11 protein-coding genes are annotated in these 11,301 nt (G+C 61.9%); 3 read left to right on the top strand and 8 right to left on the bottom strand.

The window, feature by feature from the left end:
* Positions 1-304: 304 nt before the first annotated feature.
* The 3 genes from M5B96_RS19460 to M5B96_RS19450 form a co-directional block, all read right to left on the bottom strand.
* Positions 305-679 (bottom strand): DUF2784 domain-containing protein, encoded by a 375-nt coding sequence (locus tag M5B96_RS19460; RefSeq protein WP_248798343.1) that lies wholly within the window; start codon positions 677-679, stop codon positions 305-307.
* 65 nt (positions 680-744) lie between these two features.
* Complete coding sequence (gene dapA / locus M5B96_RS19455; RefSeq protein WP_248798341.1) at positions 745-1,620, bottom strand: 4-hydroxy-tetrahydrodipicolinate synthase; 876 nt, start codon at positions 1,618-1,620, stop codon at positions 745-747.
* 316 nt (positions 1,621-1,936) lie between these two features.
* Positions 1,937-3,043: an FAD-dependent oxidoreductase gene (locus tag M5B96_RS19450; RefSeq protein ID WP_248798338.1), complete on the bottom strand. Its 1,107-nt coding sequence runs from the start codon at positions 3,041-3,043 to the stop codon at positions 1,937-1,939.
* 77 nt (positions 3,044-3,120) lie between these two features.
* Between M5B96_RS19450 and M5B96_RS19445 the strand changes: the two genes are divergently transcribed.
* Entirely contained in the window at positions 3,121-3,558 is a 438-nt protein-coding gene (locus tag M5B96_RS19445; RefSeq protein ID WP_248798337.1) for a MarR family winged helix-turn-helix transcriptional regulator, read from the top strand.
* 190 nt (positions 3,559-3,748) lie between these two features.
* Here the strand turns inward: M5B96_RS19445 and M5B96_RS19440 are convergent, their stop codons facing one another.
* Positions 3,749-4,672 carry a LysR family transcriptional regulator gene (locus M5B96_RS19440; protein ID WP_248798336.1) on the bottom strand — a complete coding sequence of 308 codons (924 nt, stop codon included), beginning with the start codon at positions 4,670-4,672 and terminating at the stop codon, positions 3,749-3,751.
* Positions 4,673-4,775: 103 nt separating this feature from the next.
* Between M5B96_RS19440 and tam the strand changes: the two genes are divergently transcribed.
* The gene (tam, locus tag M5B96_RS19435) at positions 4,776-5,540 is read left to right on the top strand and encodes a trans-aconitate 2-methyltransferase (protein ID WP_248798335.1); all 765 of its coding nucleotides are present in this window, start codon (positions 4,776-4,778) and stop codon (positions 5,538-5,540) included.
* Between the two features lie 160 nt (positions 5,541-5,700).
* On the opposite strand, the gene ppnN is transcribed toward tam, so the two are convergent.
* The 3 genes from ppnN to M5B96_RS19420 all read right to left on the bottom strand — a co-directional run bounded on the left by ppnN (position 5,701) and on the right by M5B96_RS19420 (position 9,302).
* Positions 5,701-7,074: a nucleotide 5'-monophosphate nucleosidase PpnN gene (ppnN, locus tag M5B96_RS19430; RefSeq protein WP_248798334.1), complete on the bottom strand. Its 1,374-nt coding sequence runs from the start codon at positions 7,072-7,074 to the stop codon at positions 5,701-5,703.
* A gap of 177 nt (positions 7,075-7,251) precedes the next feature.
* Entirely contained in the window at positions 7,252-8,565 is a 1,314-nt protein-coding gene (locus M5B96_RS19425; RefSeq protein WP_248798333.1) for a sensor histidine kinase, read from the bottom strand.
* Positions 8,562-9,302 (bottom strand): response regulator, encoded by a 741-nt coding sequence (locus M5B96_RS19420; protein ID WP_248798332.1) that lies wholly within the window; start codon positions 9,300-9,302, stop codon positions 8,562-8,564. The genes M5B96_RS19425 and M5B96_RS19420 overlap by 4 nt, the downstream gene beginning before the upstream one ends.
* Before the next feature lie 328 nt (positions 9,303-9,630).
* Here M5B96_RS19420 and M5B96_RS19415 point away from each other — a divergent pair, with 328 nt between their 5' ends.
* Positions 9,631-9,894 (top strand): DUF2790 domain-containing protein, encoded by a 264-nt coding sequence (locus tag M5B96_RS19415; protein WP_248798331.1) that lies wholly within the window; start codon positions 9,631-9,633, stop codon positions 9,892-9,894.
* A 391-nt stretch (positions 9,895-10,285) separates the two neighbouring features.
* On the opposite strand, the gene M5B96_RS19410 is transcribed toward M5B96_RS19415, so the two are convergent.
* Positions 10,286-11,230 carry a sensor domain-containing diguanylate cyclase gene (locus M5B96_RS19410; RefSeq protein WP_248798330.1) on the bottom strand — a complete coding sequence of 315 codons (945 nt, stop codon included), beginning with the start codon at positions 11,228-11,230 and terminating at the stop codon, positions 10,286-10,288.
* Between the last annotated feature and the right edge of the window lie 71 nt (positions 11,231-11,301).

Raw genomic sequence — 11,301 nt, 5'->3', positions numbered from 1 at the left:
CTTGTCGAATTCGTCCCAGCTGAGCATCAGGTATTCCTTGTGTGGGGTGTTTGTAGGCCTGGTTCACTGCCTTTTCGTCAGACAGGTAGACACGTGTTCAGGGCTCCCGTTCAACAGGATTCACGGCACAAGCAGGCATTGGAAAACCCTGGCGCTCCAGGGTGATGAGAGGTGCCGTAGGAGAAGGCTGGCACATCATGTAGTGTTTTTATTTGTCGTTGGCACACTATATGGTGGTTTTGTCAGGTGGTCAATCCGAGAGACGGCAACAGCGCTGTTTCGTCGCAGCTCTTCGGTGAGCTGTCTAGAGGGCGGCTTTCAGGCCTCGGGTTTTGAACAGGCGCAGGTAAACCGTGAGGTTGAGCGCCAGCACCAAGGCCCCGAAACCAAGCTGTATCGTCGGTGTCAGCCCGGCGGGGTAGATCAGCGGAATCAGGTAGTGCTCGATAAAACCCTCGCCATAACCGCCTTGGCCGGCGGCCTGGCGAAAGAGGTTTTCCCAGCGGGTCAACGGGCACTCCAGATGCAGGACTTCAACGGCCACGCCCCAGGTCGCGGCGGGCAGGTGCAGCCAGATCAGCCGGCGCCATTTGAGCACCAACAGCCCGCCAAACAACACGAACAGGATGAACAGCAGGTGAAACGACACCAGCCCGTCGGCCGCTATCCGGTAGAACATCTCGACTTCCTTTTCTGATTCATGACGTAAGTCTGGATATCCTACTCGGGTCGCTGGTCCGGACTCTACCGGGCGTCGGGCTTGAGCGCCGCGAGGATGTCTTTCAGGCGCCGGACAGTGGCCTCGCTGCTGGTTTGCATGGGCGCGCGCAGCTCGTCACGAATCAATCCCTGGAGGGCGAGGGCGGTTTTCACCGGGCCGGGGTTGGGCTCGACGAACAAGGCCTGGATCAGCGGTGTCAGCTGGAAGAACGTCGCCCTGGCCGCCGCGAGCTGCTGCTCCTGGATCTGTCGGTGCAACTGGACGAACAACTCGGGATGGATATGCGCCGAGGCGGCAATCGCACCGGTTGCGCCGAGACACAGCGCGTTGAATATCTGGTTGTCCTCGCCGCACAGCACATCGACCAGGCCGCTGGCCAGCAATGCCAGGGTGTTGCCCAGGTTGCCGCCGCAGTCCTTGATGGCGACGATGTTGTCATGGGCGACGATCCTGAGCAGGGTCGCCTGCTCGAAGCTCACCCCGGTACGGTAGGGAATGTCGTAGACAATGATCGGTACACTGGAAGCATCGGCGACAGTCTTGAAAAACGCTTCCAGGCCGGCCTGGGACGGGCGGATGTAGTAGGGCGCGGGCACCAGCAGCCCGGCCAGGGGCCGCTTGAGTATCTCGCCCTGGAACTGCAGCAACTCGCTGAGGTTGTTGCCCGCCAGGCCCATCACCACCTGTTGCGGCGGGACCAGCTCCAGCACGGCATCCAGCACCGCCAGCTGTTCGTGCTTGCCCAGTGCGGCGGCTTCCCCGGTGGTGCCACAGACCACGATGCCGTCGACACCACTGTCCAGCAGATGGGTGACGAGGCGCCGCAGGGCGACGAAGTCGATGGCCTGGTTAACGAACGGCGTGACGAGGGGAACCCAGATACCTTGAAACGATGACATGCACTTTCTCCTGATGGTTGACCGTGTCGTCACCGTCAGAAGCATAGAAGGATGTTGGCAAGGAGGAGGGGTGACCCGTCGTCGCGCTCAATGTCCTGTCAGCTCATCTGACGGGACAGCGCGCCCCGGTCACATGAGCGACTGTTTCTTCGATTTAGGGGCAAACGCAACGCACACCGCTGCCTTGGCATTCAAGCCAACGGCGATAGCGATGAGGTTGAGCGTTGCGGACATGTTTGTTTGCACCCTGGATCAGGCGTCCATTTTTAAAAGCTGGCGATGGTTTTGTCAATTGCCGATGCGGATCGAATCTGGCTCAGGCCTCGGCGCCCAGATGTTGTTTCATCAATTCCAGGTTTTCGTCGACCGAGTCGACCATCATCATTCTGTCGGCCTCGGCCGCGGCAAGGGCGGCGCGTTCGAACATCACCCGTTCATGGGCTCGAACCGCGGCTTTCCAGTCCTGGTCGTCCAGCAGCGCATCCGCCAGGTCCACTGCGTCGCGCAATGCCAGGTTGGCGCCTTCACCAGCGGGTGGCATCAGGTGCGCGGCATCGCCCAGCAGGGTGACACCGTCGCGGCGCTCCCAGCGATGGCCGATCGGCAGCACATGAACCGGCCAGGGGCGCACAGGCTCGTCTGCTACATGAAGCAGTTGCAGCAATGAGGCGTCCCAGTCCTTGAACTCGTGGAGCAGGTCGGCCTTGGTTTTAGTCGCCTGGGGGTTCGTCTGCCGGTGCAAGGCCGCATACACGCGGATATGGGCGTTGGCATTGCGTTGGGCAAAGATTGTCTGGCGTTTGCCCTTGGCGATCAGCATGCCGCGCCCCACCCGTTGCGAGACCTCGGGATAACGGGCATCGGCATCGGGGATCGACAGTTCATGCAGCGTGAGCCCACTAAAGGCTGGCTGTGTGGCCGAGACAAGTGCACGGACCTTCGACCAGGCGCCGTCGGCGCCGACCACCAGTTCAAAACGCTGCTTCAGGCCGTTATCGAAGTGCAGTTCGGTATAACCATCGTCCTGTCGTTCGGCTTCCCTGAGGGTGTGGCTCCAGCGCAGGGTGTCGTCCGGGATCGATTCCAGTAGCAGCTCCCTGAGCTGGCCGCGATCGATCTCGGGGCGGTCGCCGCTGGCCGCATCGGCCTTTTCCAGCAGCAGGGTGCCGTGCTGGTCGAACAGCCGCAGGCCCTGGTCTTCGTAGCGGGCCAATTGCTCAAAGGTTTCGAACAACCCACCCAGGCGCAGCGCGTATTGGCCGGTCTCCACGTGCAGGTCGAGCATGCCGCCCTGTGGCCGCTGCGAGACGGACTCATCACGTTCGAAGATCAGGAAAGGCACATTCTTGAGATACAGCATGCGGGCGAGCATCAAGCCGCCGAGGCCGGCGCCGACGATGGCGATACGTGGGTTCGATACCATGGTGTCATTCCAAAGCGCGGTTTGTCATAGGTACCTATGATGTATTAGCATAGGTACCTATGACAAGAGGCCGTTGGATGAGTGATTTAGATTTGAACCGAGTGCCGTCGTTCCTGATCAAGCGTGTATCACAGGCGTTGATCCGGCAGGCCGAGGAGGGGTTGCGGCCCTTGGGCATCGGCATGGCCAGCATGTCGGTGCTGGGGGTGCTGCACCGCGGGGAGGCGCGGACCCAGGCCGAGCTCGCACGCTTGCTGCAGGTCGAGCAGCCGTCGATGGCCCAGACCCTGGTCCGTCTGGAGCGCGATCAACTGATCCGCCGCCGACCGGATCCGGAACACAAGCGGATTCAGATCGTGGAGTTGACCGAGCTGGCGCTCAGCCGAATACCCCAGGCGAAAGAGATTCTCTGGCAGGGCAATATCAAGGCGCTGACCGGCTTCAGTGCCGAGGAGGTGGAGCGTTTTGTGGACTTTCTGCAGCGGGCCAATAGCAATTTGCGCGCTGACTCCTGAAGGGCGTCGCCTGAGGCCTAGGCTTTCTTGAGCATCCGTCAGAATCTGCAGGAGGTGTTCCAGCCGTAACCGATAGGCACCGTAGGCGGGTTCTCGCATGACTTCAGCCAACGTTGGATGCACCTCTTTATGTCCGGCATTTGCCGATTGGTATCAGGCAAATGCCGTAAAACTGAAAGCGCAGTCCGTTTCAGGTTTGGGTGGATTGACTTTCCGTCGACGCCGCTTCGATCACCAGTTCCCGAAATCGCCGCAACACCGACGAGCCATCGCCCACGCGGGTTGCCAGGTGCAGCGGGGCGATCAGTCCCGGGCACTGTGACAGTCCGCGATAGGCGATGCCGTCGCCGCGCAGGCGCTGCATCGAGGCCGGGACGATGGAGACTCCCAGGCCGGCGGCGACCAGGCTCAGGGTGGCGGCCATGCGCGGGGCTTCCTGAATCACCTGCGGGCTGAATCCCGCTTCACGGCACGCCACCAGAATGGCGTCGTAAAGCCCCAACCCCACCCGGCGTCGGTACAGCACAAAGGCTTCGCCGGCGAGCGCGGACAAGGGCAGGGGGGCGCTGGTGTCCTGTGCCAGGGGATGGTCCATCGGCAGCGCCAGCAGCATCGGTTCAACCAGGATCGGTTCGGCCTGCAAGGTCGGTGTGCCGCTCAGGGGCGAGCGCACGAAGGCGGCATCCAGGCGCTCGTGGACCAGCGCGTCCATCAACTCGCCGGTACCGGCTTCTTCCAGGACGACCGAGACGCCGGAAAACGCCTCGCGAAAGTGCCGCAGCACGCCCGGCACAAACGGGTGCAGCGCCGCCGAACTGGTGAAGCCGATACCCAGCCGCCCCTGTTCACCCCGCGCCGCGCGACGCACTACTTCAGTCACACCCTCGGCCCGCGCCAACACGGCACGGGCTTCTTCCAGCAATGCCAGGCCCGCCGTGGTCGGACGAACACCCCGTGGCAGGCGCTCCATCAAAGTCACGCCCATCTCGGCCTCCAGCTTCTGCAGCAGGCGGGTGAGGGGCGGTTGCTGCATATGCAGGCGCTCCGCCGCCCGGGTGATATGGCCTTCTTCGGCGATTACCACAAACGCATGCAAACGACGCAGCTCGAGCATTTCAATACCTTTTCAGTATGGCAGCTTGTCATTATTAGCATTTGTCATCATGGCGCGCAAAACCTACGCTTGTGCTCATTCCCCCCACACAAGAGGAAGCGTGATGACCTGGTCAGCGAAGCAGTATTCGACGTTTGAAGAAGAGCGCACCCGTCCGGTCCGCGATTTGGTGGCCGCTATCCCCACCGGTACAGTCCGTGTGGCTGTCGACCTGGGTTGCGGTCCGGGCAACTCCACCGAAGTCCTGGCCCGGCGTTTTCCCCAGGCGCGGGTCACTGGCATGGACAGCTCCGACGACATGCTCGTCAGTGCCCGGACGCGCTTGCCCGGGTTGAATTTCGAACTCGCCGATATCGCCACCTGGAACCCGGACCAGGCCTTCGATGTGATCCTGGCCAATGCCTCGCTGCAATGGCTGCCGGATCACGCCACGCTCTACCCCCATCTGGTGGGCAAGCTGGCGGCTGGTGGCAGCCTGGCGGTGCAGACCCCGGACAATATGCAGGAGCCATCGCACCGGTTGGCGCGTGAAGTGGCCGCCAACGGGCCGTGGGCGGACAAGATCGCGACGGTCCGGCATCCGCCGCGGCACGAGGCGAGTTTCTATTACGAACTGCTGCGCCCGCACTGCAGTCACGTGGATGTCTGGCGCACCACCTATCACCATCCGTTGGCCGGTGGTCATGCCGCTGTGGTGGAGTGGTTCAAGGGCTCGGCGCTGCGGCCGTACCTGGCACCGCTGGATGAGGAGCAGCAAACGGCGTTCCTGCAGGCTTACCTGACGGTGATCAGCGGGGCTTACCCGGCGCTCGCCGATGGAACGGTGCTGTTGCCGTTTCCCAGGTTGTTCGTGGTTGCGACGCGCTGAAACCCGTCCAAGGGGCCCTTGATGCTGGCTTCGAGGGCGCTGTAATAGCCTTTGAGTGCATCTGACTACTGACGAAATCAGTCCTGCAACGATATGTTGGCGCAGGAGGGCGATCTGTTTGCACCGGCTCGGCAGGTACAAACAGATCGTTGTCGCGGGATCAGCTCACCACGCGATAGCAAGGCACATAGGCCGCGCCACCGGGGAGTTTCATGCGGTGTTGCTCAACGAAGGCCTTGAGCAGCTTGTCCAGCGGTCGCATCACCGCGGCATCGCCGTGGATCTCGTAGGGGCCGTGCTCCTCGATCAGGCGAATGCCCTTGTCCTTGACGTTGCCGGCGACGATCCCGGAAAACGCCCGGCGCAGGTTGGCCGCCAGTTCGTGGGCGGGCAGGCTGCGGCTGAGATTGAGGCTCGCCATATTGGCGTGGGTCGGATCGAACGGGTGCTGGAAGCCACCGTCGATCTTCAGTAGCCAGTTGAAGTGGAAGGCGTCGTTGCGTTCGCGGCGGAACTGTTTGACCGCCTTCAACCCATGGGCCATCTGCCGGGCTACCTGGGCCGGGTTGTCGATGATGATTTCGTAGTGTTTTTGTGCCGCTTCACCCAGGGTCGCGATCACGAAGGCGTTCAGTTGCTCCAGGTAGGCCTGCGCGCTGCGTGGGCCGGTCAGGATCACCGGGAACGGCAGCTCGCGGTTGTCCGGGTGCATCAGGATGCCGAGCAGGTAGAGGAACTCTTCGGCGGTACCGGCACCGCCCGGGAAGATGATGATGCCGTGGCCCACGCGCACGAACGCCTCCAGGCGTTTCTCGATGTCGGGCATGATCACCAGTTCGTTGACGATCGGGTTCGGCGCCTCGGCGGCGATGATCCCCGGTTCGGTCAGGCCCAGGTAGCGGCCGCTGGTGATGCGTTGCTTGGCGTGGGAAATGGTCGCGCCTTTCATCGGCCCCTTCATCACGCCGGGACCGCAACCGGTGCAGATATCCAGGCTGCGCAGGCCCAGTTCGTGGCCGACCTTCTTGGTGTACTGGTATTCCTCGGTGCTGATGGAGTGACCGCCCCAACACACCACCATTTTCGGTTCCAGGCCGGGACGCAGGGTGCGGGCGTTGCGCAGCAGGTGGAAGACGTAGTCGGTGATGCCCTGGGAGCTGTCCAGGTCGATGCGCTGGCTTTCCAGCTCATTCTCGGTATAGACGATGTCGCGCAGGGCGCTGAAGAGCATTTCGCGGGTGCTGGCGATCATTTCGCCATCCACGAAGGCGTCGGCCGGGGCGTTCAGCAGTTCCAGGCGGACACCGCGATCCTGCTGGTGGATACGGATTTCGAAGTCCTTGTAGGCTTCGAGGATGGTCTTGGCGTTGTCGACATGGGCGCCGGTGTTGAGGATGGCCAGGGCGCATTGGCGGAACAAGGTGTAGATGCTGCCGGAGCCGGCTTCGCTCAGTTGCTGCACTTCACGTTGGGAAAGGGTTTCGAGGCTGCCCTTGGGGCTAACCGAGGCGTTGATTACCGATCGTTGGGTCATGCTTTATTCCATCAAGGCGATGTCGCCGGGCTGCTAAGGCGCCGGCTGCACCAGAAAGGCTTCGCGCGCACGCGTTTTCCTAGCATAGCTAAATCAGGCACCCAGGTGGTCGGTGCCGGTGGGTTCAGCTTGCAGGATTTTAACGCGCCGCGAAACCCGCGGGCATGTCGTCAGTGCTCAGCTTGCGTTGGCGTCCAGCTCGAGTTCGGCGCACAGGCCGCCACCGTCACGATTGCTCAGGGTCAGTGTGGCGCCCATGGCAACGGCCAGTTGCTGGGCGATGGCCAGCCCCAGGCCGGTGCCGCCGGTGCTGCGGTTGCGTGAGCTTTCCACACGGTAGAAGGGCTTGAGGACTTCTTCCAGCTCCGCCGGGGCGATTCCCGGGCCGCGATCCAGAACCAGGATCGACAGTCGCCGGTTTTCCCGGGTAGTGATCACGATCTGCGCCTGCCCGGCGAATTTCAGCGCGTTATCCACCAGGTTGACCAATACGCGTCGCAGGGCATGGGGACGGGTGTCGATCAGCACGCCGTTCTTGCCGAGCAGCTCCACGGCTTGCCCGGTGTCCTGGTAGTCGAACACCAGGCTGTCGAGAAACGCGTCGAGGTCGATGCGGCAATTGGCTTCGGTGGCGCCATGCACGCTGCGGGCATAGGCCACGCCTTCGCGGACCAGGTGCTCGATTTCCCCCAGATCCTGCCAGAGCTTGTCCTTCTCGCTGGAGTCGTCCATGAACTCGGCCCGCAGCTTCATGCGCGTGATGGGGGTTTGCAGGTCATGGGAAATCGCCGCCAGCAGTTGCATGCGCTCCTTGAGATAGGCGGCGATGCGCGCCTGCATGGCGTTGAATGCGGCAGCAGCGTGGGCCACTTCGGTCGGGCCGGCTTCGTCCAGGTGTACGCCGTGGGTATTGGGGTCGAGGTTTTCCACGGCGTGGGCCAGGCGGGTCAGCGGGCGTACGGCAATCCGCACCGCCAGCCAGGCACAGCCGAGCATCAGCAGCAACTGGCCGAGCAGGACAAAGGGCAACCAGGGCGACATGGGCATGATCGACGGGGTGACGTCGAGGGTCACCGGGCTGCCGTCGCGCAGTTTCAGGTGGGCCTGGAAGTGTTTGCGCGGGCCGGGAATGTCGGTAAAGCTCAGCGAGTAGTCGTGGCCGATGGCGTCTTCAAGCGTGGGGACGGCGATCGGTACTTCATCCGGACTCATGGGCGTCCCGGGAGCGCCCTCGTTCAGGACGTAGTGGTAGTTGCGCCGGGCGAGGCGCGGCAACCAGCTTTCCCGCTCGTTCGCCGGCAGGCGTTCAAGGATGGCGATGGAGGTCGAGACATCGGTTTCCAGGTTGCCGAGCATGGCGCTCTTGGCGCTTTGATAGCGCTCGTAGGATTGCGCGCCGAAGGACAGCGCCTGGGCGAGGATCAAGCCGGCGAGGAAGATCAGCGACAAGCGCGAGCCCAGGGTGCGCGGCCAGCGCAGAAACCGTGTCATTGGCTTGCACCGAGGATTTCCACCGGCAGCGAGAACACATAACCCTCGCTACGCACGGTCTTGATATAGGCCGGCTCACGGGCATCGTCCAGCAATCTTTGGCGCAGGCGGCTCACCAGCAGGTCGATGGAGCGGTCGAACAGGTCGGCGTCGCGACCCTGGGTAAGGTTGAGCAATTGGTCGCGGTTCAGGACCCGCTGCGGATGGTCGAGGAACACCCGCAACAAGCGATATTCGGCGCCGCTGAGGGCTACCAGGGTGCCGTTTTCATCCAGCAGGTGGCGGGCACTGGTGTCGAGCTTCCAGCGGCCGAAGCCCAGCAGTCGACCGCTTTCGGTGACGATCAGGTTCGGTGGCAGCATCCGCGTACGGCGTAGCACCGAGTTGATCCGGGCCAGCAGCTCGCGCGCGGCAAAGGGTTTGACCAGGTAATCGTCGGCGCCCATTTCCAGGCCGATGATGCGGTCGGTTTCGTCGCTGCGGGCGGTCAGCATCAGCACCGGCGTGGCCTTGTGCTTGCCGGCGCGCAGTTCACGGCACAGCAGCAGGCCATCGTCGCCGGGCATCATGATGTCCAGCACGATCAGGTCCACCGGCGTGGTTTCGAGGAAGGTGCGCATCTGCCGGCCGTCGGCGACCACGGTGGTGCGCAGGCCGTTCTTCTTGAGGTAGTTGCCCACCAGCTCTCTGATCTCGCGGTCATCGTCCACGATCAGGATGTGATCGACATGATCCATGGGGCCGAGCTCCATCAATGTTGGTTTAGAGCACAGTCTAGCGAGAGCGGCGGCGGCTGGCATCGGGCCTTTGTATTGCAGTGTATCTGACGGACTACGGATACACGGGTATGCAAAAACGCCTGGCGGTCGCGGGGCAAGGGCTGCCACTGGGTGAGCGATTTGTATCGATCTGTATCCCAGCGCCCCTGGGACACGTGAGCTTATATCCGGGTCGGTTCGCGACACATTCGGGATACCTCAAGGGCATTCAATGAGCTCCATCGAGGCGATGCAGATCACCTCGGCCTCACTGAACAACTCACCCTTGAACCGATAGGAATCCACCATGAACAGCAAAGCCATCTACGCCGCCTGCCTTTTTGCCGCCCTCAATATCTGCACGCTGTCGGCCCGTGCCGAATCTCAGGTACAGCCTGAGACCTACACCTACGGTAGCCATCTGGATATTCAGAAAGTGTTGTCCATCACCGAGGGTGATGGTGCCGCCTGCAGTGTCATCAATGCCCGGATGACCTACCTCGATTCCCAGAGCCAGGAGCACGTCCTCGATTACCGCAAGTTCTCTGACCACTGCAACGAAGGCAGCTGAGTTGCCTGCGGGTTTTGGCCTCTTGCCAGGCACTGTTGGCAGCGCCATGAAAAAGTAGCGCCCACGACAAGTGCCTTGGATTAATCAAGTTCGATTGCTCGGATAACCCTAAAAAAGCTACCGCACAAAGTGCAGAACACTCAGCGCAGTAGCTAAAACTTACCAAAGGGATGATGAAGTCGAGATGACTCAATAACTGTTCCGGGCAAGTGTCCGGAGAATAGTTGAGGCATAACGTTGCCATCGGCGCGAACAGTACCATTGTCGCCGGATGATGGCTTATCAGCCGTATCGATAGTCAGTATTGATACAAATCTGCGCGATTGTATCGGCGGCGACGTCGCAACATCCGCCGCCGAGCCTCGCCCTCTATCTCCAGCGCATCCATCCGTCAGTCGCTGAAGTTGGCGTACTCGGCCCCCATGCGACCGTTGCGCTTGACCCGGTAGAGCAGTTCATCGACCTTCTCGACAAAACCCAGTGCCTGTTCGTCGAGGGCGGGGCGCGTGGTGCCGACGCCGAGGCTGAGGCTCAGCAGCCCGGAAATCGCCGACTTCTCATGTTCGATCTGCTGCTGGCGAATCAGTTGCAGGCATTTCTCCGCCACTTGCCGTGCCTTGTCCGCCGGTGTTTCGGGCAATAGCCAGATGAACTCCTCGCCGCCGATCCGGGCAATGAAGTCCCGTGGCCGATTGGTCGCCTGGGACAAGGTCTGGGCTACTTGTCGCAGGACTTCGTCACCCTTGATATGCCCGTAGTGGTCGTTGTACTGCTTGAAAAAGTCGATATCCAGGATAATCAGCGACAGCGGCAGTTGATTGCGCTGGGCATGTTCCCACTCTCGGGCGAGCACGGTGTCGAACATGCGGCGATTGGCGATACCGGTCAGGCCATCCTGGAACGAGTACTCCTCCAACTGCTTTTGCAGGCGGATCAGGTGTTCTTCGGTTTTCTTGCGCTCGCTGATATCGAACATGAAGCCGATCAGCGCCTCGACTTCGCCGTCCTTGCGCACCACATGCACCACATCGCGGATCCAGACGTATTCGCCGTCGCGGGTCAGCGCCCGGTAGTCGGCCTCGTGGTCGACGCCGGCCTTGGACTGCGACACACAGAAGTTCACCACATACTCGCGGTCATCCGGGTGCATGCGGGCCACCCAGTCATCGACCCCGACCCAACTGTCCGGTGTCCAGCCGAGCAGGGTCTCGATCTGCGGGCCGATGTAGCTGAAGGTCATGGTTTGCCAGTCAATCCGCCAGGGAATGGCCCTGGTTGATTCGAGCAGGGTCTTGTAAACGTCACTATGGGTTTCGGCGGAGGGCGTGGCGCTCATGGTCGATCAGGCTTCGCTGGCGGGGATGGGCGCTAGAATGTTGTGCACAAGGCGGTTAATCAAGGTCCAGG

Source organism: Pseudomonas sp. MWU13-2105 (assembly GCF_023242315.1).
GTDB lineage: Bacteria > Pseudomonadota > Gammaproteobacteria > Pseudomonadales > Pseudomonadaceae > Aquipseudomonas.
This window is presented reverse-complemented; position numbering and strand designations above follow the sequence as displayed.

Bases quoted from the DNA above. Each gene is read 5' to 3' on its own strand.
- M5B96_RS19460 (WP_248798343.1), bottom strand. From the start codon at position 679: ATGTTCTACCGGATAGCGGCCGACGGGCTGGTGTCGTTTCACCTGCTG.
- dapA (WP_248798341.1), bottom strand. From the start codon at position 1,620: ATGTCATCGTTTCAAGGTATCTGGGTTCCCCTCGTCACGCCGTTCGTT.
- M5B96_RS19450 (WP_248798338.1), bottom strand. From the start codon at position 3,043: ATGGTATCGAACCCACGTATCGCCATCGTCGGCGCCGGCCTCGGCGGC.
- M5B96_RS19445 (WP_248798337.1), top strand. From the start codon at position 3,121: ATGAGTGATTTAGATTTGAACCGAGTGCCGTCGTTCCTGATCAAGCGT.
- M5B96_RS19440 (WP_248798336.1), bottom strand. From the start codon at position 4,672: ATGCTCGAGCTGCGTCGTTTGCATGCGTTTGTGGTAATCGCCGAAGAA.
- tam (WP_248798335.1), top strand. From the start codon at position 4,776: ATGACCTGGTCAGCGAAGCAGTATTCGACGTTTGAAGAAGAGCGCACC.
- ppnN (WP_248798334.1), bottom strand. From the start codon at position 7,074: ATGACCCAACGATCGGTAATCAACGCCTCGGTTAGCCCCAAGGGCAGC.
- M5B96_RS19425 (WP_248798333.1), bottom strand. From the start codon at position 8,565: ATGACACGGTTTCTGCGCTGGCCGCGCACCCTGGGCTCGCGCTTGTCG.
- M5B96_RS19420 (WP_248798332.1), bottom strand. From the start codon at position 9,302: ATGGATCATGTCGATCACATCCTGATCGTGGACGATGACCGCGAGATC.
- M5B96_RS19415 (WP_248798331.1), top strand. From the start codon at position 9,631: ATGAACAGCAAAGCCATCTACGCCGCCTGCCTTTTTGCCGCCCTCAAT.
- M5B96_RS19410 (WP_248798330.1), bottom strand. From the start codon at position 11,230: ATGAGCGCCACGCCCTCCGCCGAAACCCATAGTGACGTTTACAAGACC.